The 24,459-nt window shown below is 68.4% G+C and carries 19 protein-coding genes and 1 pseudogene; 9 read left to right on the top strand and 11 right to left on the bottom strand.

What is annotated here, in order from left to right; genetic code table 11:
• Positions 1-96: 96 nt before the first annotated feature.
• The gene (sodC, locus tag G3M57_RS11650) at positions 97-609 is read left to right on the top strand and encodes a superoxide dismutase[Cu-Zn] (RefSeq protein WP_163230637.1); all 513 of its coding nucleotides are present in this window, start codon (positions 97-99) and stop codon (positions 607-609) included.
• 6 nt (positions 610-615) lie between these two features.
• Here the strand turns inward: sodC and G3M57_RS27960 are convergent.
• The 3 genes and pseudogenes from G3M57_RS27960 to G3M57_RS11640 form a co-directional block, all read right to left on the bottom strand.
• Positions 616-725 (bottom strand): annotated as a pseudogene (locus G3M57_RS27960) (hypothetical protein); the annotation flags it as partial.
• Positions 724-1,620: a DMT family transporter gene (locus G3M57_RS11645; protein WP_057185695.1), complete on the bottom strand. Its 897-nt coding sequence runs from the start codon at positions 1,618-1,620 to the stop codon at positions 724-726. The pseudogene G3M57_RS27960 and the gene G3M57_RS11645, both read right to left, overlap by 2 nt.
• 13 nt (positions 1,621-1,633) lie before the next feature.
• On the bottom strand, positions 1,634-2,941 hold the full coding sequence (locus tag G3M57_RS11640) for an adenosylmethionine--8-amino-7-oxononanoate transaminase (RefSeq protein WP_163230633.1): 1,308 nt from the start codon (positions 2,939-2,941) through the stop codon (positions 1,634-1,636).
• Between the two features lie 85 nt (positions 2,942-3,026).
• Here G3M57_RS11640 and bioF point away from each other — a divergent pair, with 85 nt between their 5' ends.
• The 3 genes from bioF to G3M57_RS11625 are packed head-to-tail and all read left to right on the top strand — an operon-like array spanning position 3,027 to position 5,745.
• Complete coding sequence (bioF, locus tag G3M57_RS11635; RefSeq protein ID WP_163230631.1) at positions 3,027-4,181, top strand: 8-amino-7-oxononanoate synthase; 1,155 nt, start codon at positions 3,027-3,029, stop codon at positions 4,179-4,181.
• On the top strand, positions 4,181-4,855 hold the full coding sequence (bioD, locus tag G3M57_RS11630; RefSeq protein ID WP_163230629.1) for a dethiobiotin synthase: 675 nt from the start codon (positions 4,181-4,183) through the stop codon (positions 4,853-4,855). Before bioF ends, bioD begins: the two co-directional genes overlap by 1 nt.
• Positions 4,852-5,745 carry a Gfo/Idh/MocA family protein gene (locus G3M57_RS11625; RefSeq protein ID WP_188916148.1) on the top strand — a complete coding sequence of 298 codons (894 nt, stop codon included), beginning with the start codon at positions 4,852-4,854 and terminating at the stop codon, positions 5,743-5,745. The genes bioD and G3M57_RS11625 overlap by 4 nt, the downstream gene beginning before the upstream one ends.
• A 203-nt stretch (positions 5,746-5,948) precedes the next feature.
• Here the strand turns inward: G3M57_RS11625 and G3M57_RS11620 are convergent, their stop codons facing one another.
• Complete coding sequence (locus tag G3M57_RS11620; RefSeq protein ID WP_163230627.1) at positions 5,949-7,022, bottom strand: fatty acid desaturase family protein; 1,074 nt, start codon at positions 7,020-7,022, stop codon at positions 5,949-5,951.
• A gap of 579 nt (positions 7,023-7,601) precedes the next feature.
• On the opposite strand from G3M57_RS11620, the gene G3M57_RS11615 reads away from it, so the two are divergent.
• Both G3M57_RS11615 and G3M57_RS11610 read left to right on the top strand, forming a co-directional pair.
• On the top strand, positions 7,602-8,849 hold the full coding sequence (locus tag G3M57_RS11615; protein WP_163230625.1) for an MFS transporter: 1,248 nt from the start codon (positions 7,602-7,604) through the stop codon (positions 8,847-8,849).
• Between the two features lie 2 nt (positions 8,850-8,851).
• Positions 8,852-11,269, top strand: a complete 2,418-nt coding sequence (locus G3M57_RS11610; RefSeq protein WP_163230623.1) for a glycoside hydrolase family 31 protein — start codon at positions 8,852-8,854, stop codon at positions 11,267-11,269.
• 147 nt (positions 11,270-11,416) lie between these two features.
• Here G3M57_RS11610 and G3M57_RS11605 read toward each other — a convergent pair whose 3' ends face one another.
• From G3M57_RS11605 to G3M57_RS11590, 4 genes are all read right to left on the bottom strand, one after another.
• Entirely contained in the window at positions 11,417-12,349 is a 933-nt protein-coding gene (locus tag G3M57_RS11605) for an alpha/beta hydrolase (protein ID WP_163230621.1), read from the bottom strand.
• 93 nt (positions 12,350-12,442) lie between these two features.
• On the bottom strand, positions 12,443-14,788 hold the full coding sequence (locus tag G3M57_RS11600; protein WP_163230619.1) for a TonB-dependent receptor: 2,346 nt from the start codon (positions 14,786-14,788) through the stop codon (positions 12,443-12,445).
• Between the two features lie 126 nt (positions 14,789-14,914).
• Entirely contained in the window at positions 14,915-16,435 is a 1,521-nt protein-coding gene (gene glpK, locus G3M57_RS11595; protein ID WP_163230617.1) for a glycerol kinase GlpK, read from the bottom strand.
• Entirely contained in the window at positions 16,432-17,949 is a 1,518-nt protein-coding gene (locus G3M57_RS11590; RefSeq protein ID WP_163230615.1) for a glycerol-3-phosphate dehydrogenase, read from the bottom strand. Before G3M57_RS11590 ends, glpK begins: the two co-directional genes overlap by 4 nt.
• 175 nt (positions 17,950-18,124) lie before the next feature.
• Between G3M57_RS11590 and G3M57_RS11585 the strand changes: the two genes are divergently transcribed.
• On the top strand, positions 18,125-18,895 hold the full coding sequence (locus tag G3M57_RS11585) for a DeoR/GlpR family DNA-binding transcription regulator (protein WP_056751445.1): 771 nt from the start codon (positions 18,125-18,127) through the stop codon (positions 18,893-18,895).
• Positions 18,896-19,002: 107 nt separating this feature from the next.
• Here G3M57_RS11585 and G3M57_RS11580 read toward each other — a convergent pair whose 3' ends face one another.
• Positions 19,003-19,656, bottom strand: coding sequence for an alpha/beta hydrolase (locus G3M57_RS11580; protein ID WP_163230613.1), 654 nt, complete (start codon positions 19,654-19,656; stop codon positions 19,003-19,005).
• Positions 19,657-20,229: 573 nt separating this feature from the next.
• Here G3M57_RS11580 and G3M57_RS11575 point away from each other — a divergent pair.
• A complete protein-coding gene (locus tag G3M57_RS11575; RefSeq protein WP_163230611.1) occupies positions 20,230-20,697 on the top strand; it encodes an SMI1/KNR4 family protein in 468 nt (155 codons plus the stop codon).
• Positions 20,698-20,837: 140 nt separating this feature from the next.
• Here G3M57_RS11575 and G3M57_RS11570 read toward each other — a convergent pair whose 3' ends face one another.
• Complete coding sequence (locus G3M57_RS11570) at positions 20,838-22,031, bottom strand: MalY/PatB family protein (RefSeq protein ID WP_163230609.1); 1,194 nt, start codon at positions 22,029-22,031, stop codon at positions 20,838-20,840.
• A 146-nt stretch (positions 22,032-22,177) separates the two neighbouring features.
• Here G3M57_RS11570 and G3M57_RS11565 point away from each other — a divergent pair, with 146 nt between their 5' ends.
• Entirely contained in the window at positions 22,178-22,933 is a 756-nt protein-coding gene (locus G3M57_RS11565) for an aspartate/glutamate racemase family protein (RefSeq protein WP_163230607.1), read from the top strand.
• 13 nt (positions 22,934-22,946) lie between these two features.
• On the opposite strand, the gene G3M57_RS11560 is transcribed toward G3M57_RS11565, so the two are convergent.
• Positions 22,947-24,320, bottom strand: coding sequence for an APC family permease (locus tag G3M57_RS11560; protein WP_163230605.1), 1,374 nt, complete (start codon positions 24,318-24,320; stop codon positions 22,947-22,949).
• Positions 24,321-24,459 lie beyond the last annotated feature (139 nt).

Raw genomic sequence — 24,459 nt, 5'->3', positions numbered from 1 at the left:
TCAGAATCGAACACGGAACCGTCAAAAACAGTTAGCATTCCCCTCGCCAAGACGCCACCTTCGCGGCCCCAGCCCTTGGTTTTCCGGGAGTTTCAGATGCGTTTGACCGCCCTCGCCCTGTCCTTTGGCCTGATCGCCGCCCCCGTCTCGATCGCCCACGCCGCCACCGCCGAGCTGAAAGGCGCCGACGGCAAGGCCCTGGGGACCGCGACCCTGACCGACGCGCCGCACGGCGTGCTGCTGCGCATCGAGGCCAAGGGCCTGACGCCGGGCTGGCACGGCCTGCACTTCCACGAGAAGGGCGACTGCGGGACGCCCGACTTCAAGTCGGCCGGCGCCCACGTCCACACCACCACCGCCGTGGTCCACGGCCTGCTGAACCCGGACGGCAACGACAACGGCGACCTGCCCAACCTGTTCGCGACGGCCGACGGCTCGGCGACCGTCGAGCTGTTCTCGCCCCTGGTGTCGCTGAACGGCGCGGGCGGCCGCCCCGCCCTGCTCGACGCCGACGGCTCGTCCATCGTCGTCCACGCCAGCCCCGACGACTACAAGACCCAGCCGATCGGCGGGGCCGGGGCGCGCGTGGCGTGCGGGGTGGTGAAGTAGCGGCCTTGCGTCCTTCGAGGCCCGCTGTGCGGGCGCCTCAGGATGAGGAGCTTTGTGCTGATTTCCTCATCCTGAGGTGCGAGGCGTAGCCGAGCCTCGAAGGACGCACCACGCCTACGTCGCCTCGCCCTCGGCCGGCACGACCTTCTTGGCCGTCAGGGCCACCAGGGCGACGCCGCCCATGGTTGCGGCCGCGCCGATCACCAGCTGCGGCGACAGGGCGTCGCCCATGAACAGCACGCCGATCGTGCACGACACCAGGGGCGTCAGCAGGAAATAGGGCGTCACCCGCCCCGCCTCGCGCCGCTGGACCAGCCAGAACAGCAACGCGCTGGCCCCGATGGTCGAGACCACGCCGGCGAAGGCCACGCAGGCCCAGGCGATCGGCGCGGCCGTCCTGACCCGCTCGACGACGTTGTCCTCGAAGCCGAACGACATGGCCAGCAGCACCGGCGCGGCGACGACGGCGGTCAGGGCCTGGACCTGCAGCGGCTTGGCGCCCGGCGTCTGGCGGACGAGCACGGTGGCCACGGCCCAGCAGGCGCTGGCCACCACGCCCAGCGCGATGGCCGGCAGGTCGGCCGCCCCGTGCGGGTCCAGGCTCATCCACGCCACGCCGACGAAGGCCACGACCAGGCCGGCCACGGCCAGCGGCTTCATGGTCTCGCCCAGCATCTTCCAGGCGAACAGGGCGGTGAACGGGATCCACAGCTGGGTGGCCACCACCAGCGGGCTCAGCGACTTGGCCAAGCCGAAGGCGATGTAGATGATCCCGAAGTGGATCGGTCCCGACAACAGGCAGATGGCGGCCAGTCGCCTGGACCACGGGAACGGCGGCTTCAGGAATGGCGCCAGGAAGGCCAGGGCCAGGGCGAAACGCAGGGCGCCGACCATCATCGGCGGCAGCTCGGCGGTCGCCACCTTGGCCGCGGCGTTGTTCAGGCCCCAGGTCAGGATGATGGCCGCGATGGCCAGGCGCTCGATCGCCGTGAGGGGCGTGCTGGAGGACATAGCCTCGCTTGGATCAGACCCCGCCGTTTCCTTCAACCCCGCCGGCGCTCACGACCTCGCGGATCGCGGCCGTCAGGATCGCCAAGTCGGCGTCCGGGGTCGTGAAGGCGGGGGTCAGGTAGACCGTCCGGCCCATCGGCCTGATCCACGCCCCCTCGGCCGCGAAGGCGTCGCACAGGGCGCCGACGGCCACCGGCGCGTCGAACTCCACCACCCCGATCGCGCCCAGCACCCGGACGTCGACCACGCCCGGCGCGGTCCGGACCGGCTCCAACCCTGCGGCCAACGCCGCCGAGACCCGCGCCACGTCGGCCCGCCAGGCGCCGGCCTCGAACAGGTCCAGCGAAGCGTTGGCCGCGGCGCAGGCCAGGGCGTTGCCCATATAGGTCGGGCCATGCATCAGGGCCGCCCCCGCGTCGTCCGACCAGAAGGCCTCGAACACCCGGCTCGAGGCCACGGCGACCGACAGCGGCAGGGTCCCGCCGGTCAGGGCCTTGGACAGGGTGACGATGTCCGGCTCGACGCCCGCCGCCTGCATGGCGAACAGCGTGCCCGTCCGCCCGAAACCGGTGAAGATCTCGTCGAAGATCAGCAGCACGCCATGCTTGTCGGCCAGCCGGCGCAGGGTTCGCAGCACCTGAGGCGAATGGAACAGCATGCCGCCCGCGCCCTGGACCAGCGGTTCGGTCAGGATGGCGGCGATCTCCCCGCCCCGCTGGGCCAGCACCGCGTCCAGCGCCGCCTCCGACGCCGCGTCCACGGGCAGGTCGGCGATGACCTGCGACGGCATCACGCCGGAAAACAGGCTGTGCATGCCCTCCTCCGGGTCGCAGACCGTCATCGTCGCCAGGGTGTCGCCGTGATAGCCGCCCCGGAACGACAGGAACCGCGTCCGCCCTTCCCGGCCCTGGTTGATGTGGAACTGCAGCGCCATCTTCATGGCGATCTCGACCGACACCGAGCCGGACTCGGCGAAGAAGGCGTGGTTCAGGTCGCCCGGCAGCAGGTTGGCCAGGCGCCGGGCCAAGCGATAGGCGGGTTCATGAGCCAGGCCGCCGAACATCACGTGCGGCATGCGCTCCAGCTGGTCGCGGATCGCTCCTGCGATATGAGGGTGGTTGTAGCCGTGGCAGGCGGTCCACCACGAGGCCAGGCCGTCAACCAGCTCGCGCCCGTCGTCCAGAATCAGCCGTGAGCCCCGCGTGGCGACCACCGGCAGCGGCGGGCGGGCGGTCTTCATCTGGCAATAGGGCCGCCAGACGTGGCGGGCGCCGGCCACAAGCCAATCGGGACCCGCTCTTTCCAGATAATGGGCGGTCATCGGGGCGATCCTTCATGCCTGGCCATTGCGTGCTTGGGGCGCACTGCCTATGCCCTCCCGCACCGGGGGGCAAACGGGAACCGCGATGCACAGTCTGGACACCTACGCCGCCGACAAGATCCAGCGCCTGGAGGCCGCCAGCCTGATGCGCCGGCTCAAGCCCACCCAGCGCACGGCCGGCGCCTTCGTCGAACGCGACGGCCGCAGGCTGCTGTCCTTTTCCTGCAACGACTATCTGGGCCTGTCGCAGCATCCGGCGGTCAAGGCCGCCGCCCAGGCCGCGATCGAGACCTACGGCGCGGGCTCCGGCGCTTCCCGGCTGGTGACCGGCGACACGCCCCTGCTGTCGGAACTGGAGGCTCGTCTGGCGCGGCTGAAGGGGACCGAGGCCTGCGTGGTGTTCGGCTCGGGCTACCTGGCCAATACCGGCGTCATCCCCACCTTCGCCGGCAAGGGCGACATCGTGCTGGTCGACGAGCTGGCCCACGCCTGCATCTGGGCCGGGGCCCAGCTGTCGGGCGCGCGGATCCTCCCGTTCGCCCACAACGACACCGACCACCTGGCCGCCCTGCTGGCCGAGCACCGGGCCGGCGCCCGCCACGCCATCGTCGCCACCGACGGGGTGTTCTCGATGGACGGCGACCTCGCCCCGCTGGACTGGCTGTCGGCGGTCTGCGAGGCCAACGACGCCTGGCTGCTGTCGGACGACGCCCATGGCGTGGGCGTGCTGGCCGACGGCCACGGCTCGGCCGCCCTGTTTCCCGAGGCCCAGATCCCGTTCCAGATGGGCACCCTGTCCAAGGCGCTGGGCTCATACGGCGGCTATCTCTGCGGCTCGCAGGCCGTGGTCGACCTGCTCAAGACCCGAGCCCGCACCCTGGTCTACACCACCGGCCTCCCCCCGGCCGCCGCCGCCGCCGCCCTGGCCGCGCTGGACATCATCGAGGCCCAGCCGGCCCTGACCGCCCTGCCCCTGGCCAAGGCCCGGGCCTTCACGAAAGCCGTGGGTCTGCCGCCGGCCGCGAGCCCGATCGTGCCGGTGATTATCGGCGAGGCCCAGGACGCCCTGGACGCCTCGCGCGCTCTGGAGGCCGAGGGGTTCCTGGTCGTGGCCATCCGCCCGCCCACGGTCGCCGCGGGCGCGGCCCGCCTGCGCATCGCCTTCAGCGCCGAGCACCCCGACGCCGAGATCGCCCGCCTGGCGCAGTTGGTGAAGCCCTATGTGAAGGGGCGCCCCTAATGCCCGCCCTGTTCGTGACCGGCACGGGCACCGACATCGGCAAGACCTATGTCAGTTGCGCGCTGATCCGCGCCCTGAAGGCCTTGGGCGCGACCGTCGACGCCTTCAAACCCGTGGTCAGCGGCTTCGACCCCAGGGACGCGGCCGGCAGCGACCCGGCCCGGCTGGCCGCCGCCCTGGGCGATCCCGGCGCCGTGCTGCGCATCGCTCCGCGCCGCTACCGCGCCCCGCTGTCGCCCAACATCGCCGCGCGCCTGGAAGGCCAGACCCTGGTCCTGGACGACATGGTCATCGACGCGGTGGCGCGGACCGCCGAGCTGCGCGACGGCCTGCTGCTGGTCGAGGGGGCCGGCGGGGTGATGTCGCCCCTGACCGACGGCGAGACCAATCTCGACATGATCGCCGCCCTGGGCGCGCCGACGCTGCTGGTGGCCGGATCCTACCTGGGCACGATCAGCCATGTCCTGACCGCTTTGGTCGCCCTGCGCGGAGCCAGGGCCCCGGTCGCGGCGGTCGTGATCAGCGAAAGCCTCGACGCCCCCGACCTTGGCCAGACGGCCCGGGCCCTGGCCCCGTTCCTGGACGGCGTTCCGCTGTTCCTCGCGCCGCGCGGGGAATCCTGGGACGCCGGGGCTCTGGCCGACCACCTGCTGCTCCATCGGGAAACTCCATGACCCTGCGCATCGCCATGATCGGCCTGGGCGACATCGCCCGGAAGGCCTACCTGCCCGTGCTGGGACCTCGCGCCGATGTCGAGCTGGTGTTCGTCACCCGCAACGCCGCGACCCTGGCCGAGCTGGGCGCGGCCTGGCGGGTCCAGCAGCTGCACGCCGACCTCGACACGGCTCTGGCGCAGGGCCTGGACGGCGCGCTGGTCCACGCCGCCACGGGCGCCCATCCCGACATCCTCCGCCGCCTGCTGGAGGCCGGGGTGGCGACCCTGGTCGACAAGCCGATCGCCGACAACCTCGTCGACAGCGAGGCGCTGGTCGACCTGGCCGAAACCCGCGGCGTCTCGCTGATGGTGGGCTTCAACCGCCGCTTCGCCCCGGCCTATCGTGAGGCCGCCGCCCTGAACCTGCCCCTGGTGGTGATGCAGAAGAACCGCCCCGGGCCGCTGGACGACGTGCGCCGGGCGGTGTTCGACGACTACATCCACGTGGTCGACACCCTGCGCTTCCTGGCCCCCGGCGCGCGCGAGGCCGCCGTCCGCGGCCGGGTCCGCGACGGCCGGCTGGAACATGTGGTGCTGTCGCTGTCGGGTGATGGATGCGACGCCGTCGGCATCATGAACCGGGTCAGCGGCGGCAGCGAAGAGCTGCTGGAAGTCTCCGGCCAAGGACGCAAGCGCAGCATCAGCGACCTCGAGCAGATCGTCGACCACGGTCCCGTCGAGGCGCTGACCCGACGGGGCAACTGGACGTCCGTCGGCCGCCAGCGCGGCTTTGAGGCGATGTGCGAGCATTTCCTGGACGCGGTGCGCGACGGCCGCCGGCTGTCGGCGATGGACGCGCTGGAGACGCATCGGCTGTGCGAAACGGTGGTGACCGCATTGAGCGCGTAGGCCCCATGGACAGCTGACGGCCTTGGACCGAATTCCTCGTCCTTCGACAGGCTCAGGATGAGGAACTCTACTCTGCCGCCGTACAAGCAGCCCTCATCCTGAGCTTGTCGAAGGACGAGGGCGGCGCACCGCGCTGGACGGCAACTGTCCACAGCTCCCGGAGCGCCCTAAACGCGCTCCAGGTCCCGCCCGCCACAGCTTGCTCAGGCGCTCTGGCGTTCGACCGCGTCGGCCTCGACCGCCAGGGCGGGCGTCACCCCCGCGCGACGGAACAGCTTGGCCAGGGCCAGGAACAGGCCCTTCTCCTCGACCCGGTGATAGGGCGAGGTCGCCGCCAACTGGGCCGACAGCCGCGCGTGGGCCTTGCCCAGGTTGTGGTACGGCAGGCGCGGCAGCAGGTGGTGCAGGGCGTGGTAGCGCAGGCCGACCGGCGCCCACAGGAACGGCAGCAGGGCCGGCGGCGGCACGTTGACCGAGTCCAGGAACTGGTCCTCGAAACTCATCCGGTCGCCGTCGTTCTCCCAATAGTGGGCGACGAGCGTGCGCAGCTGGTTGACGAAGGTGGCCAGCGAGAACAGCGCGAACCAGGTCAGGACCACGCGCACCGGCACGACGCCGGCGACGGCCAGGACCGCGACGCCCCAGCACCACAGCCAGCAGCCCACCTCCTGGGCCAGCCAGTCGGGCCGGGTCCTGTCGTTGTCCTCGCGCACGAAGTCGGGATTGATCACCAGGGCCGACAGCTTGGTGCGAACCAGCCGGCGCACGGCCGGGACCGCGAACGACAGCGGGATCAGGATCCCCGAACGCAGGATCACGCCCAGCGGGGCCAGCAGCGAGATCGCCGCGAACAGCGCCAGCTTGAACGGCGAATAGCGGCCCAGGGGCAGGTATTCCGGATCGCGGGCGGTGCCGAAACGGTCCTTGGCGTGGTGCAGGTTGTGCACGCCCTCGTACATCATCGACGGGGTCATCAGCGGCACGCCGATCAGCAGGTTCCAGCCCAGACGGAAGCCCGGCACGTCCTTGGGGCGAAGATGGCTGATCTCGTGGATGAAGCTGAGGCCGCGATAGAGGGCCAGCAGGCCGACCAGGCCCGCGACCAGCCCGATCGCCAGGCCGTGGGTCGTGGCCGCCAGGGCCAGGCCGCCCCAGGTCGCCGCGGCCGTCAGGATCAGGTCGAGCCAGTAGACGGCGCGGCTGGGCGTCGTCAGGTCCGCCGTCAGGCTGTGCGCCTGGCGGACAAGTCCGGCCTCGTCTTTCGGGGATGATCCCACGTCGTCCTCACGCCCACGCCAACTTCAGCGCCCCGACTTGGCGCCCCGACCTTCGAAATTCAATCCGCATGGACGGGTGAACGGACGAAAACCGCTGAAAGCCTCTAACGCAAAATGGCCGGCGTCGAAACGCCGGCCATTGTCGCAGATCCGGGAAAAGCCGGTCCTAAGCGGTTATGCGCGCCTATCGGTGCTGCGACGCCATCAAAGCATCTGATCCAACGAAAGTTTTTGTTCACTCAGCGAAAACGACAACAACTTGCCGTTTGGCCCGCCCAGATTGGCCAGGACAATTTCTTAGAATTGACAGGCCAATCCCAATTGGTCATGGATGGAACGCCATAGCTCGACCGCCGAACTTGGCCTCTGACGGTCCATTACGCCGAGGCGCGAGGGTGTCGGCTCGCTGGCCTCGCCACGCTGAAGTCGGGACCGACCAAGAGGGCGAATAGGCCTTTTGCGGCCCACTAATCCGCCCGTAAGTGACATGGGGTCGCCCTGGAGCGAGGCGGCGCGGTCGTCGAGTTCCAAGCCAATGAGAGCTCTTCGCTAAAAGAAGATGTTAGGGGGAGAAAAAGAATGACTTGGCGCTCGGCGCGACTGCGCATTCTCTTGCTGGTGATCGTCGGCACGATCATCAATTACATCGCGCGGAACTCGCTCGGCGTGCTGGCGCCGCAGTTGAAGCACGATCTGGCGATCACCACCGAGCAGTACAGCTACATCGTCGGCGCCTTCCAGTTGGCCTATACGATCATGCAGCCGATCGCCGGCCTGCTGATCGACAGGATTGGGCTGACGGCGGGGTTCGCGCTGTTCGCCCTGGCCTGGAGCCTGGCCAACATGGCCCATGGCGCGGCCCGTGGCTGGCTGTCCCTGGCGGCGTTCCGCGGCATGCTGGGCATGGCCGAGGCCGCCGCCATCCCGGCCGGCATGAAGTCGATTGGCGAGTGGTTCCCCGATCGCGAGCGATCCGTCGCCGTTGGCTGGTTCAATGCGGGAACCTCGCTCGGCGCGGTGATCGCTCCCGTCCTGGTCGTCGTGGTCGCCAAGACCTGGGGTTGGCAGTCGGCGTTCTTCGTCACGGGTCTGTTCGGTGTGGTCTTCGCCGGCGTTTGGTTCCACCTCTACCGCTCACCGACCAAGGCAAGTTACGTCTCGCCCGCCGAACTGGCGGAGATCCAGGCGGGCCAACGCCCCGTACCGGCCAGCGCCACCACGCTGAAGGCGATCATCGTCACCCCCCGGTTCTGGGCCATCGCCGTTCCGCGGTTCCTGGCCGAGCCGGCCTGGCAGACCTTCTCGTTCTGGATCCCGCTGTACCTGGCCAAGGAGCGAGGCATGGATCTGGCCCACATCGCCCTGTTCGCCTGGATGCCTTTCCTGGCCGCCGATGCCGGCGGCGTCCTGGGTGGCTATCTCGCGCCATTCCTGCAGAAGTGGCGCGGCCTGAGCCTGGAGTCCTCCCGCATCGCCGGCGTCGGGCTCGGCGCGGTGCTGATGATCGCGCCGGGCTTTGTCGGCCTGGTCGGCCATCCGATGGCGGCGATCGCGCTTCTGTCCATCGGCGGCTTCGCCCACCAGGTGATCTCGGTGCTGATCAACACCCTGTCGGCGGACGTGTTCGCCAAGGGCGACATCGCCAAGGCCAACGGCCTGGTCGGCATGGCCGGCTGGACCGGCGGGCTGCTGTTCTCGCTGGCGATCGGCCAGCTGGCCGACAAGATCGGCTTCGCGCCGCTGTTCGCCTGCCTCGGCGTGTTCGACCTGCTGGGCGCCGCGTGGCTGTTCGCCATGCGTCGTCATCTGATCGTGAAAGAGGCCTGACGATGCGAAAAGCCACCCTGGCCCTGCCTCCCCTCTTCATCCTGGCCGAGCGGACCGGCTCCCGCGTGACCCTGCGCGCCGACACCGGCGCGGTCGCCCACGTCTTCGTGCTGGAGGACGACATCATCCGGGTCCTGCTGCTGGCCGGCGGCGTCTCGACATCGCCGCCCAGTTGGGCCGTCGCACCCGGACAGACGGATATCGCCGAGCCGGGCCGCGATCGGATGGATGTTTCCGGCTTCGCGGCCCCCGTCTTCACCCTCGATGAGGCGGAGGGCGTGCTGGTGCTGACCACCTCGCGTCTGCGCCTGGAGATCACCCTGGCGGGTTTCTTCTGCCGCTGGTCGCAGGCCGCCTCCGACGGCTGGCGCGTCATCGCCGAGGACCGGCCGACCCAGGCCTACAATTTCGGCTGGTGGGACGACGGCGTCTATCACTACGTCAAGCGACAGCCGGGCGAGCGCTATTACGGCCTGGGCGAGCGTGCCGGCGCCATGGACCGGGCGGGACGTCGGTTCCGCCTGACCAATCTGGACCCGATGGGCTACGACGCCTCCGCCGACGATCCGCTCTACAAGGCGATCCCGTACGTGCTGGTCGTCGACGCCGAGGGCGCGGCGCACGGCGTGTTCTACGACACCACCGCCGACCCGGTCTTCGATTTCGGCCACGAGCACGACAACTACCACCCGCACTACCGCTACATGCGGGCCGAAAGCGGCGACCTCGACTACTACATGATCGCCGGACCCGACGCCCGGGCGGTCACTCGCCGCTACACGTGGCTGACCGGCCGGCCGGCGCTGATGCCCCGCTGGGCGGTGGGCTATTCCGGCTCGACCATGACCTATACCGACGCGCCGAACGCCCAGGCGCGCATGGGCGAGTTCATCGCGGGCGTCAGCCGCCACGACATCCCGTGCCAGTCCTTCCACCTGTCGTCCGGCTACACCTCCATCGGCGACAAGCGCTACGTCTTCCATTGGAACCGGGACAAGTTCCCCGACGTCGAGGGCTTCGTGCGCGGCTATGCCGACGCCGGCGTCGAGCTGGTGCCGAACATCAAGCCGGCGCTGCTGGTCAGCCATCCGCGCTACGCCGAACTGGCCGAAAAGGGCTGGTTCGTCAGCGACGCCGACGGGGAGCCGGTGGTCTGCCAGTTCTGGGACGAGGTCGGCAGCTATGTCGACTTCACCCATCCCGACGCCGCCGCCTGGTGGCGCCGGCAGGTGACCGAGCAGTTGCTGGCCTACGGCATTCGGTCGACCTGGAACGACAATAACGAATACGAGATCTGGGACACCCGGGCCCGCATCGCCGGCTTTGGCGATGCGCGTCCGGCGGCGGGCGAGCGTCCGGTCCAGACCCTGCTGATGATGCGGGCCAGCCGCGCGGCGCAGATCGCGTATCGGCCCGGCGAGCGGCCCTATGTCGTCACCCGCAGCGGCATGGCCGGCATGCAGCGCTACGCCCAGACCTGGTCGGGCGACAACTACACCGCCTGGAAGACGCTGCGCTTCAATCAGAAGATGGGCCTGGGCCTGGCGCTGTCGGGCGTCTCCAACACCGGCCACGACATCGGCGGCTTCGCCGGACCCGCCCCCGAACCCGAGCTTCTGCTACGCTGGGTGCAGGCGGGCGTCCTGATGCCGCGCTTCTCGATCCACAGCTGGAACACCGACCGCACGGTCAACGAGCCCTGGATGTATCCCGAGGCCACGCCCGCCATCGTCGGCATGATGCAGCTGCGCCAGACCTTGCAGCCGCTGCTGCACGACCTGCTGTGGCGCCACCACGCCGATTACGAGCCGGTGACGCGGCCGCTGTGGCTGGACTTCCCGGACGATCCCCGGGCCTGGGAGGACGGCGACGCCTATCTGCTGGGACCGGACCTTCTGGTCGTTCCGGCGCTCGACCCGGGCGTGGCGACGGTGCGCGCCTATCTGCCGGCGGGGACCACCTGGCGCGACGTGCGCGACGACCGGGTCTACGTCGGGGGCGCGGAATACGACCTCGCCGCGCCGCTCAGCGGGCTGCCGCCGATGCTGGCGCGCGAAGGCTCCGGCCTGTTCGTCGACCTGGCGCCCGCCGGGTTCGCCGACTCCGCCCCCCTCCCCGGCGTCCTGCTCTATCCGCCGGACAAGGCGGGACGAATGAGCTGGAGCGGCTTCGACGAAAGCGACGCCGCGCCGCGCGATCCGGCCGCCCCGCGGGGCTGGACCGTTGAGGTCCAGGCCAGCGCCGAAACCCTGGCGATCACGGCCGGCTGGAGGGGGGCGACTTCGCCGCCGGCAGACGCCTTGCGGATCATCCTGCCGCCGACCGAGACCCGGCGGATCACGCTGAACGGCGCGGCGGCGACCTTGCAGCCGATGCAGGTCATGGGGATCGAGCGCCTGGTCATGACCTGGATGGTCTGAGAGCGTCGAGGCGCCGCCCTCGTCCTTCGACAGGCTCAGGATGAGGGCGAATGGCACGGCGGCTGAGTAGAATTCCTCATCCTGAGCCTGTCGAAGGACGAGGAATTCGGCCCAGGATCGTCGACTGTCGACAGCGTCTGGAGCGGATCAGGGCGTCAGCTTCATCGCCTTCAGCCACAGGGCGTACTGATCGAACCAGGCGTCGCTGGTCGTGCCGTGCGGCTGCGAGGCGAAGCCATGGCCGCCCGCGCTGTACAGGTGGAACTCCACCGAGGCGCCGGACGCCCGCCAATTCTGGATCAGGCTCAGATCCTGCGACCGGAAGAAGCGATCATCGGCGGCCAGGGCGGCGAACAGCGGCGGCGCGTTGGGCGGGACCACGCTCGACTGGGTCGGGCCATAGATCATGCCCGCGAAGTCGGGCCGTGCATCGGGCGCGTTGGCCTGCAGGGCGCCCAGCACCGTCATCGCGCCGGCGGAAAAGCCGAGGATTCCCACTCGCTGGGGATCGACGCCCCACTCGCGCGCGTGGGCGCGCACAGCGCGCACGGCCGCTTGGGCGTCGGCGACGGCGTAGGGCGCCTGGCGGGCCCGTTCCTCGCCGCCCTCGCGGCGCTGGAAGGTGGCGGCGAGCGCGGCCTTGAAGCCGTCGAAACCGCCCGGAAGCGGCGTTGTGCGGTACTTCAGGATCAGGACCCGCACGCCCAAGGGCGCCAACCGCTTGGCGACGTCGTAGCCTTCGTTGTCCATGGCCAGGAACTGGAAGCCGCCGCCGGGGACCAGGATCACCGCCGGCGCGGCCTTGTCGGCGGCCGGACCGCCCGGCATCAGGGTCAGGCTCGGCCGCGAGACGTTGTAGACGAGGCGCTGGCTGGCGTCCTGCCGGGCCCAGGCCTCGGGCGCGGGATTGGCCTGCTCGGTCGCCACGGGCAGAGCGATGGCGGGGGGCTCCCTGGGCGTCGGCGCGGCCGTCACGCCCTTGACCCAGTCGCCGGCAGCGGCCTGGGCGCTCAGGCCGGTCAGACCGACCGCCAGGCCGGCGAGAAGGCCGACCAGATGACGGGAAGGTGCGTTACGCATGGCGAGATCCCTTCGTGTCGCTGCACGGATCGAAAAAAGGGGGAGCAGGCCAGGCCCGCTCCCCATCACAGGGTTCGTCCGGGGAGGGCGAGCCTAGAACTTGGTGTCCACCTTCAGGCCGAAATAGCGATCGCTGTCGCGCGACAGCACCTGCGTGACCAGGTGGACGCCGTACGAACCGAAGCCGTCGCCGATCCCCGACACGAAGTGCTCGTTGAGCAGGTTGTTGACGAAGATGGTGGCCTTGACGTTGCCGCGCTCGATGGCGGCCGAACCGTTGAGCAGGCCATAGGCCTTCTGCTCGGCCAGCGGATTGCCCAGCAGGTCGAAATTGACCTTGCTCTGGTGCTGATAGTTCAAGCCGAACATGCCCTTCATGTCGTTGCCCAGGTCGCGCGTGACCATGGCCCCGAGGTTGATCTTGAACTTCGGGCTGTTGGGCAGCTGGGTGTTGGAACGGTCCTGGACGTTGCCCAGGCCCGTCGGATTGGTCGAGGGGGCGCAGCCCGTGCCGGTCTGCGCCTGGCCGGGATAGCAGGCGGCGTTCGGGAACGAGAGCACCTGGGCGTCGGTATAGGCGGCCGAGGCGTCCAGGCGCAGCCACTCGACGGGCATGGCCTGGGCTTCGACCTCCAGGCCCTTGGTGCGCAGCTTGCCGACATTGTTCAGCTTCTGCTGCAGGGCGCCGTTGATGTATTGCGACGACTGAGCCTGGAAGTTGTCGTAGTCGGTGTAGAAGGCCGCGATGTTCAACTGCAGCCGATTGTCGAAGAAGCGGCTCTTCAGGCCGGTTTCGTAGGACGTCGACGTCTCGGACCGCACTGGATTCTGGGTGCGCAGCGGCGTGTAGCCCGACGAGATGTCGTAGGCGTAGCCCTTATAGCCCGTGGCCGCGCTGGCGTAGACCGAGACACGCGGCGCGATCTCCTGGTTCACCGACAGCTTCCAGGTGGCGACGGTGTCCTCGTTGCGGCCGGCGCACTGCTGGCTGCCGGCGCCGCAGGTGCCGATGCTGGTCGGCGACACGTACACCGTGGCGGTCGGCAGGCGGTTGACGAAGAAGTCCTCGATCCGCTCGTTGTTGACGCGCACCGCGCCGCTGAGCGTGGTCTTGGTCGGGAACTTGTAGTCCAGGCCGGCGAAGGCGGCGATGCTGCGCGTGCTCTGCTCGCCGTACCAATTGGCCAGGATCAGGGCCGGGCCGCGCTGGAACGAGCGGTTGGTTTTGGCGTCCGCGAAGAAGGCGCCGGCCACGTAGGACAGCGGGCCCTCGCCCTTCGACGTCAGGCGGACTTCCTGGGTGAACGACTTGGAATGGTACGGGCCCGAATTGCTGACGCCCAGGCCCGGCGCGATCGGGTTGGTGACGTTCGGCGCCGCGCCGTTGACCGCCAGGTCGGTTCCGTCGACGTCGGCCGAGAAGTCGTACTTCCAGTCCTGGTACGAGGTGACGGAGATCAGGCTGGCGAAGCCGAGGTCGTAGGCCAGCTTGCCGCTGAAGCTGGCCTGCTTGTTTTCGGTGAAGCCGTCGTTGTCGACCCGCGTGCGGCGGTTGTCGGCGCCGGGCTGGATGTCGGCCAGGGCCGGCAGGATCGAGACGCCGTTGTAGCGCGGGATCACCGGGGTGGTCGCGCCGGCCGGCCGGTAGTTCAGGTCGATGTAGCGCAGCGTGGCGGCCGTGCCGTCGGACTTGGACTTGGCGTACGAGCCGCTCAGCGACAGCACCAGCTTGTCGGTCAGCTCGGACCGCAGCTTGCCGTGCACGCCGTAGGAGGTGTTGTCGTTCAGGCGGTGGCCGTTGTGCAGGTTGCGGACATTGCCGTCCCATTGGTTGTAGTAGACGCCGAGGCGATAGCCGGTGGTGTCCGAGATCGGGCCCGAAATGGCGCCGTCGGCCTTGTAGCCGCGGTCCGTCGTGGCGGTCGCAGAGGCGTGGCCGCTGAAAGCGGCCGACGGATCGCGGGTGACGATGTTGATCGCGCCGGCGCTGGCGTTCTTGCCGAACAGCGTGCCTTGCGGGCCGCGCAGGACCTCAATGCGCTCGACGTCGGACAGGTTGTCGAAGGCCTGGGCCTGCTGGACCACCGGCACGTCGTCGATGATCACCGCCACCGAGGGCTCCACCCCGATCGAGAAGGCGTAGGTGCCGATCCCGCGCAGGATGATGGCGTTGTTCGGCGAGGCCGTGCTCTGGGTCAGGGTCAGCGACGCGGCCGCGCGCGTGAGGTCGCCGAACTCGTTGATCCGCTGGTTCTCGATCGTCTCGGCGGTGACGGCCGTCACGGCCACGGGGACGCTCTGCAGATTGGCCGAACGCTTGGTCGCCGTGACGACGATCTCGGCCAGGCCGGTGCTCTCGGTCTTGTCCTGGGCCGCCGCCAGATGCGGCGTCGCCAGTACGCCGGCGGCCGCGCTCGCCAGCAGGATCAACTTACGCATGAACACCCTCCCAAAGTTGTTGTTGTTTTTAGAATTGTTGAATCTTGGCTAGGCCAATTTTCTATATTGGTCAAGCCAATATGCGAGAAGTGGCAGAACAGTTCGGGGAGACGAAACCTGTTGGCGTCATCGTCCGGACGTTTCGGCGCGGCGTTCTGGCCGATAGAGGGTCCGGGCGACAGCGTCGCGCCAGCCTTCCAGGCATTGCTCGCGCTCACGCGGCGCCATCTCCGGATCGAAGCGTCGATCCAGGCGCCAGCCCCCGGCGATCGCGTCCAGGCTGGACCAGACGCCTGCACCCAGACCGGCAAGAAAGGCCGCGCCCAAGGCGGTGGTCTCGATATTGACCGGCCGCTCGACGGGTGCGTCGATGACGCTCGACAGGAAGGCGCACAGCCATTCGTTGGCGGCCATGCCACCGTCCACGCGCAAGGCGCTGGGCCGCGCGGCCCCGTCGGCGAACATCGCCGCGATCAGGTCGTGAGTCTGGAACGCCACCGACTCCAGGGCGGCCCTAGCGATGTGGGCGGCCGAGGTGTCCAGCGTCAGGCCGTGGATCAGACCCCTCGCCTGCGGATCCCAGAAGGGCGCGCCCAGGCCGACAAAGGCGGGAACCATGTAGACGCCGTGCCCGTCGGGGACGCTGGTCGCCAGGCTCGATGTGTCGGACGCCCGCACGATCAGCCCCAGCTGGTCGCGCAACCACTTGATCGCCGCGCCGGCCACGAAGATCGAGCCTTCGAGGGCGTAGGTGGGCCGCCCGTCGAGGCGGTAGGCGACCGTGGTCAGGAGGCGCGCATGCGAAGTCACCGGCCGCGAGCCCGTGTTCATCAGCATGAAGCAGCCGGTCCCGTAGGTGGCCTTGATCATGCCCTCGTCGAAACAGGCCTGGCCGATCAGCGCCGCCTGCTGGTCGCCGGCCATGCCCCGGATGGGGATCGGGGCGCCGAACAGATCGGCCTGCGTCTCGCCAAAGTCGGCGCAATTGTCGCGCACCTCCGGCAGCAGCGCGGCGGGGATGTCGAACAGCCGCAGCAGGTCCTCGTCCCAGGCCTGGCGGTGGATGTCGAACAGGAGGGTTCGCGAAGCGTTGGTCGCGTCGGTCGCATTCACGCGACCGCCGGTCAGCCGCCAGAGCAGGAAGCTGTCGATGGTGCCGAAAGCCAGCTCTCCGCGCTGGGCGGCCTCGCGCGCGCCAGGGACGTGGTCGAGAATCCAGGCCAGCTTGCTGGCCGAGAAGTAGGGATCCAGGCGAAGGCCGGTCCGCGCCTGGACCAGGGGCTCGTGGCCGGCCTGCCGCAGCGCCTCGCATCGATCGGTCGTCCGCCGGTCCTGCCAGACGATCGCCGGATGGATCGCGCGTCCGGTTCGTCGCTCCCAGACCACGACGGTCTCGCGCTGATTGGCGATGCCGATGGCGGCGACCGCATCGACCGCAACGTCCGCGCTGACGAGGGCGGCGCGCGCGGTGTCCACGACGTCCCGCCAGATGGTCTCGGGGTCATGTTCGACCCAACCCAACTCCGGATAGCTCTGGGCGAATTCGCGCTGGTCGAGGCCGGCGACGCCGCCCTGGTCGTCGAAGACGATGCTGCGGGTGCTGGTCGTGCCCTGGTCGATAGCCAGGATGTAGCGGGCGCCGGTCATGCTTTCATCGCCCTGACCGGTAACGGCGGGGCTTTCTGCTTCAGATAGGCTTCCAGGCGACCGACCGCCTCGGGCGGCAGGTGCAGGCCCAGCTTGCTGCGGCGATACAGGATGTCCTCGGCCGTGCGCGCCCATTCCTCGGCGACCAGATAGTCGACCTCGGCGGCATGGAGCCCCGCGCCGAGGTCCTCGCCCAGGTCGGTCAAGCTCTTCGCGTCGGCCAGGATGCGCCGCGTGCGCGTCCCGTAGGACCGCGCCAGCCGCGCGGCCAGGTCGTCGGGAAGGAACGGAAACTCGGCGCAGAGCGCGCGGGCGAGAGCGGCGCGGTCGAAGTCAGGCAGGTCGCCGCCGGGCAGCACGGCGCCGCGCGTCCAGGAGGGGCGGGCCCGCGGGAAGAATTCGGCCAGGCGGTCCATCGCCTGGTCGGCCAGACGGCGATAGGTGGTGATCTTGCCGCCGAACACCGACAGCACCGGCGCCTGCCCTTCCGGCGCGTCGACCTCCAGCACGTAGTCGCGGGTCACCGCAGAGGCGCTGTCGGCGTTGTCGTCGAACAGCGGACGAACGCCCGCATAGCTCCACACCACGTCTTCGGCGGTGGTCTGGGGCACGAAGTAACGGTTGATGCTCTGGCGGAGATAATCGACCTCCTCCGGACTGATCCGCGCCGGCCCGGGGGGCGCGTCCCAGGCCACGTCGGTGGTGCCCACAAGGGTGAAGCGGCCCTCGTAGGGGATGGCGAACACGATCCGGCGATCGGGGTTCTGCAGCATGTAGGCGTGCTCGCCCTCGAACAGGCGCGGGACCACGATGTGGCTGCCCTTGATCAAGCGCGTTCCACTGCCCGTCTCCACGTTCAGCGCGCCGCCTAAGACCTCGGAAACCCAGGGGCCGGCGGCGTTGACGATCGCGCGGGCGCGGACCTGGCGCTCGGGCCCGTCCGCGGGTTGCAGGCGCGCTTCCCAGGTCGCGCCCACGCGACGGGCGGAGACCAGCTTGGTGCGGGTTTCGATCACCGCGCCGCGCTCGCGCGCGTCCAGGGCGTTCAGCGTCACCAGACGCGCGTCGTCCACCCAGCAGTCCGAATAGGCGAAGGCCTTGCGGTAGTCCGGACGTAGCGCCGCCCCCTCCGGCGCGCCCTTCAGGCTGAGCCCGCGCGACCCCGGCAAGCGGCGGCGACCACCGATATGGTCGTACAGAAACAGCCCCAGTCGGACCATCCAGGCGGGACGCGTGGCGTGGGCGTGCGGCAGGACGAAGCGCAGCGGCCAGATGATGTGGGGAGCCATGGCCAGCAACGTCTCGCGCTCCTCGAGCGCTTCGCGAACCAGCCTGAATTCGTAATATTCCAGATAGCGCAGGCCGCCATGCACCAGCTTGGTGCTGGCCGACGAGGTCGCGCTCGCCAGATCGTTCTGCTCGACCAGCAGGACCGACAGTCCGCGCCCGGCGGCGTCCCGGGCCACGCCCGCGCCGTTCACGCCGCCGCCGACCACCAGAAGGTCGAACTCCATCCCTGATGCTCCCCCGCCTAGAATCAGCCGCTGGCGTATTCATTCGTTAATCGCAAATTCGCAATTGAAAAGCGAAAGTTATTTTCAAAAATCGCGCGTGAATACGAAGGCGCCTGGCACGGCGCTCTGGCCAACAGCGACGCCGACGCGCTAAGCCGGACTTGGAGGTGCGTTGATGGCTATCGAGCAGCGTCACGAGGCGATCCTGGCGCTCGCCCGCAAAAGCGGACGGGTGACGGTCGAGGCCTTGTCCGATCAACTTCAGGTCTCGCGCCAGACCATCCGCAAGGACCTCAACGACCTTTGCGACCAGGGACTGCTCGCCCGCGTGCACGGCGGCGCGGTGATCGCCGCGGGCGGCGTCGACAATCTGGAATACGAGGCGCGGCGGATTCTGGCGCGAGAAGCCAAGGAGGCCATCGGCGCCGCGGCGGCGGCCCTGATCCCCGAAAAGGCCTCGCTGTTCATCAACATCGGCACGACCACCGAAGAGGTCGCCCGGGCCCTGCAGGGGCGGACCGGCCTTCTGGTGATCACCAACAACCTTAATGTCGTCGATATCCTGGCGTCTTCGCCCGGCATCGAGGTGATCGTGGTCGGAGGGCGGGTGCGCAGCGCCGACCGCGCCTCCGTCGGAGCCTTCGCGGTCGACTTCATTCGCAACTTCAAGGTCGATTTCGCCATCATCGGCGCCTCGGCAATGGATGAAGACGGGTCGCTGCTCGACTTCGACATCAACGAGGTGCAAGTGTCGCAGACCATCATCCAAAGCTCGAGGCGGGTGATCCTGGTCGCCGACAGCCAAAAGCTGGGCCGTCCGGCGCCGGTGCGGATCGGGCACATCGGCGACGTCCACGTCTTCGTCACCGACCGGCTGGACAGCCCGGACCTGGCGGCGAAATGCGAAGCGCGCGGCGTGCGCGTCATCGAGACAACGATCAAGTAGGTCGGCTGCGCGCCAACTAGCGCCCTTGGGTCCGCGCCAGGCTCCGGACGTTCAGTGCTCGACGAGCGTTCTCCAGCAGGCCTCCAAACGCCTGTTCGATGCTCGCGTCAGACCTGGGCCAGCAGGATCTCAGCCAGCGCCTCAGGCTGAAACCGCGCGACGTTGTGGGGGCAGTCCAGGGAATAGGTGGACCATTCCGGATCGCGGCTCAGGCGCGCGTGAAGATCCAGGAACGGACTTCCTTCCCAGCCGAACGCGCCGACGTAGATCTTGCGGGGCGCCTCGCGCCAACGTCCGGTGAGGCGAATGGACTGCAAGAACGTTCCGATCGGGTGGGGACGGGCCCGAGGATCAAGACCGGGCGGGGGCGCGCAGTTCAGCCCGTCCAACCTTGCGCCTTCGGCAAAGACCTCTCGAAAATGAGGGCTCGTCAGAGACCAGGCGGAATCGCCTGAGTCAGGCACGTAAGCATCGACATAGACCAATGCTCCGATTTGCGATGGCGCGGCGTCGGCCACGCCGCTCACGACCATTCCGCCGTAAGATTGCCCGACAACAACCAAGCCATCGCCCTGCGATTTAATGGCGTCGACGACATCGCCGATGTGCGTGTCCAGGTTGGCCGCCGGGGCCGGCGTGTCGCCAAGGCCCGCGAGCGTGATCTGCAAGGCTCTGTGCCCGTTGGCCGCCAGGATCTTACCAACCTGGTCGTAAACCCAGCCGCCCTGCCAGCCGCCAGGGATCATCACGAACGTGGCCATGAACATTGTCCCTGCACGGCGCTAAAAGCGACCCATCGGATCTCTTAACGCCGGACATCACGCGAGAATGAGACAAACAATTGGTCATGCCCCTCACCCGGCGCCACCCCGGTCGGAACCTCGCCTTCGCTGGCCATGCCCATGGCCGCGGCAAAGATCGGCGGTAGGTCGAACAGCACAACTTCGAAATACAGATAGCCTTAGGCCCGCTCTCCCCTTCCCTGTTGATCCGAGCGCCAGCCGCCGTTGCCGTAAGTCCAGAAACTGGACGTTCGCGCCGCCTACGGGGCGTGGCGCGACCAGTTGCGCGCTCGCCTGACACCCAACGCCCGGAAGGCTTTCGAAATCCACGCGTCGTCTTGGTATGAAGCACTGCGGCTTCGCAACGAACATCTCGACAATCGCGCATACCCTCGGTCGAGGAGGGGCGGATAATCACACCTATACGGATGCTCGACAGAAGGCGTACCTCACGGTCAGGAAGGTCTGATAACCACCCTGCCCTGAACTTGACGACATCTGCTAACCGGATTGAGCCCGCGCGGTCTCACCAGATGCGTACGGAGAAGGCGCATGCCATTCGATCCAGCTTCTATCATTCCGCCCCCGCCGCCGGGCCGGGTCGAGACGCTCGAGGACTATTTCGAGATCACGCTTCCTGACGACTACAAGCAGTTCGTCGCTACCCATAATGGCGCCGTTCCGCTTGAAAACCGCTTCGACGTCGCGGGTCTGGAACGGGCGGTCGAGCGCTTCCTGCCGATCATCCAGGATGTCGAGGGCCACCCTCTTGGGTGGCTGGACTTGGAAGTCGTAGCCTCACAACTCGACTCGCGCCTGACCGACGATGAGGACGGCGAGAACATCAACCTCGTCCCGATCGCCGCGGTGCTCGCCGGCGACTTCATCGTTCTGGATTACCGTGAGGGATGCGAACACCCGACGATCGGCTTGTGGGACCATGAGGCTTCCGAAGATTTCGCGCCGGCCGTGACCACGGTGGCCCAGACGTTCAACGAGTTCCTATCCATCCTACGCTGACGGCGGCGGCCTCCATTTCGCTGGCGCATGGCGGAAATGCGCAAGGAGCGGACTCGAGACGTGGTCCAGAAACATGACGCCCAGATCCGCCGCGACTCCGGGCCGCCGCGGTTCCCGTGACCTTGCCGCCGGCGAGCGGCTCATGTCTTCCCCAACGCTTCGGCCATGCGGTTCAAGGCGTCCCGCAGCAAGGGTCGCGGACAGCCGATGTTGAGACGGATGAAGCCCTCGCCGCCAGGCCCATAGACGCGACCGCTGTACAGATTGACCTTCGCCTGTTCGAGAAAGAACGCCTTCACATCGCCGACCCGGTCGTCAACCGGCCGAGCGTCGATCCAGACCAGGAACGAGGCGTCCGGCCGCATGGGATGCAGTCCTGGCAAGGACGCCCCCGCGAAACGGGTCACGAGATCAAGGTTGCCGCGGAGATAGTCCGTGAGCGCGTCCAACCAAGGGCCGCCTTCCCGATAGGCGACCTCCAGACCCAGCCTGGAGAAGTAGTTCGGGTTGGTCATGAACGAGAAGCGCAGGGTGTCGAACAGCCGCGCCCGCCACGCGGGGTTGGCTGCCGAAACCACCGCGCACTGCAGGCCGGCCAGGTTGAAGGTCTTGGTCGGGGCCAGGCAAATGAACGACCGCTGGCGCGCGCTCTCGCTGATCGAGGCGAACACAACGTGCGGCGCCGCGCTCAGCCGGATATCGCAGTGGATCTCGTCTGAAATGACGATGAGACCATATCGCTCGCAGACAGCGTTGAGCGCCGTCAGCTCGTCGAACGTCCAGGCGTGGCCGGACGGATTGTGTGGATTGCACAGGATGAACACCTTCGCGCCGGATCTCGCCAAAGCTTCGAAGTTCTCAAGGTCGAGATGGTAGCGACCGCCCTCGAGTCTGAGTTGGTTGACCAGCAGACGCCGCCCGTTGCCGCTGATGACTTCAAAATAGGGGGAATAGACCGGCGTCTGCACGATCACGCCGTCGCCGGGCTGGGTGAACGTGCGAAGGATCGCCGCGACGCAGGGCATGACGCCGGGACCGGGCAGCAGGGTTTCCACCTCGGGCGTCCAGCCATGACGCTCGGAGAACCAGGCTCGCACGATCTCGAAGTGGGCGGGGTCGCGCAGGGTGTAGCCGTAAACGCCGTGCTGCGCTGCATCGACCAGCCGGTCGATCACCGGCTGCGGAGCGCGAAAGTCCATGTCGGCGGTCCATAGCGACAGGATTCCTTCGCTCTCGACCGCCGGGGCGTACTCGTCCCACCGATTGGCCCATTTGGCGGATCCGTAGGCGCTGCGATCGTAGATGACGTCGAACTCGGACGCGGCCGTGGTCATGAAAGGCGCTTCCTGCGGCCCAGGCCGATCGGACGCACACCAAGTCGGCGGGGTCGGCGCCAAATTCCGTGGCGCCCGGCTTGATGGCGCGGCCAGACCCGACCGAGACGATTGCGCCCTCCCGCCCAGGCTGACGTCAATCGGCGATGGAATCCCGCCGCCGACTGCTGATCGTCAACCCCAATACCTCGGCGAGGATCACCGGGATGATCGAAGCGCGCGTCCGCTTGCAACTCAAAGACTGCTTCGTGCTGCGAACCGCGACCGCGGGGTTCGGCTTTGATTATGTCGCCTCGCGCGCGGGCATTGCGGTGGCGGGACATGCCGTCCTGGACGCCGTGGCCAAGGCGCTCGCGGAGGGCGACCGGCCCGACGCGATCCTGCTGGCCTGCTTTGGCGATCCGGGGTTCGACGCCCTTGCGGAGGTCTGCGACATGCCCGTGGTGGGCTTCGCCGAAGCGGGACTGCACGCCGCCGCAGCGCTGTCCGGCCCCTTCATCGCCGCCACCCGGGGCCGCGTCTGGCGCGAGGTCATCCTGGAACTGGCGCAGAAGCTGGGGATCGCGGGCCATCTCGCCGGCGTCGAAACCATCGATCACCTGACGGACGACCCGACGCGGATCGCCGCCTTCCTGGCGACACGGGCGCGGGAGACCGGCGCCCGCCGGGTGCTGATGGGCGGGGCGGGGCTGATCCCAAACCACGACGCCATCGCCGCCGCGAGCGAAGTCCCGGTGCTGGACGCTCATCGCGCCGCCATCGAAAAGCTCGCCCGCTGCGCGGAAGCCGCAGGCGCGTCCGGTCGCCCGCGGCCCGACGCGGTGCAGGTCGCTGGCGTGTCCGGACCGCTTGAGCAGTTGCTGGCCAGGAGCGGCCTCGCCTTGCCCGCCGCGCCCGATTGAGCTGCGGGTAGGGTCAAGGCTCCACCGCATCGGTCGTCGCGGGCGTCCAGGCGGACGCGTGTTTGGCGCGAAAGCGGAAATAGGCCCAACTGCCGACGAACAGGGTGACGACCAGCAGCAGGGCCGGCCGACCGGCCGCTCGGTCCATCAAGGCCGAATAGATCATGCCACCGGCCGCGACCAGGGTGACCAACGGTACGAGGGGATGCAGCGGCGCCTTGAACGGACCGCCGCTTCGGCCGGTCCGTCGACCAATCAGAACGGCGATCGCCAGCAGCACATATTCTGGAATGTTCTGCATGGCGGTGAAGATCAAAAGCGTCCTCTGCCCGAGCAGCATGAGAGCGGCCGAGGCCAGGCAGACGGCGAGGGTCGCCACCATCGGCGCATGCGAACCGGCTTGAACCTGGGCCAGCAGCCGGCTGATCGGTCGAGGCCAGACGCCGTCGCGACCGGTGGAGTAATAGAGCCGGCCAAAACCCATGATGCCGACGACAAGGGCGTTGAAAATGGCGATCACCAGCACGCCGCTGATCGCCGCCGTGAGCTTCGGCCCGGCCACCAGGTTCATATAGGAGACCACCGGGGTGTCGGAGCCGAGGATCCGCGCAAGGTCGGGAGCGCTTAACACCACCAGTATCAGAGGTACGGCGATCACGAGGGCGGCCAGTCCGCCGATCCATGTGACCAGCGGCCCGATCCGGCGCGGGGCGTCGGTGAGCTCCTCGCCGAAATAGAGCGCCCAGTGGGCGCCGGAGCAGGTGAAGATAGCGGAGACCACGGCAAGGCCCAGCGTCGCGATCGGCAGCGGCTTGGCCACCGCGTGGTCCAGCCAGACTGGATGCGCCAGGGCGCTCAGCAGAGACCGGGATGGGTGGGCCAGGGCGATCGCGGTCAGAAGGACCAGCGCCGCGACCTCCATCAGCAGGAACAGGCCGGTGACGATGGCGCCGAGACGCACGCGCAGCACCGCCACACCGCAGGCCAGAACAAGGCAGCCCAGCGCCACCGGAAGCTGCGGCAGGCCAGGAACCAAAACGCGCACATAGTCGGCGAAGCCCAGCAGGCCAAAGGCCATCACGGTGGGCGCCGCCACCATCATCATCGTGATGTACGGAAAGGCCCATAAGGGTCCCAATACGCCGACCAGGCTCGGATAGACACCGCCGGCCTGGGGGAACGCGGCGCCCAGCTCGGCGTAGAGATACGCCGCCACCGCCGCGATCAATCCGCCGGCCATGACGGCCGCCACCGCCCCCGTGCCGGCCATGCGCAGCACGCCGTCCCCATAGATGAACACCGACATCGCCGGCGACAGGGCGGAAAAGACCAGGAACAGGATTTCCAGCGGCCCGAGCGTGCGGTGTAGCGTTCGGGGCGTCTGCACGGCGGGCTCGTTAGCGGCTGGTGAAGGATCCAACCTGACGCGCCATGCATCTTGCCCCCACACATGGCGCCCAAGTCTCGCCCGCTCCCGCAAAGTCTGTACAGATCATGGGCACAGACGAAGGCCGAGGCCTCGGGGG

It is taken from the genome of Caulobacter rhizosphaerae, assembly GCF_010977555.1.
GTDB lineage: Bacteria > Pseudomonadota > Alphaproteobacteria > Caulobacterales > Caulobacteraceae > Caulobacter > Caulobacter rhizosphaerae.
This window is presented reverse-complemented; position numbering and strand designations above follow the sequence as displayed.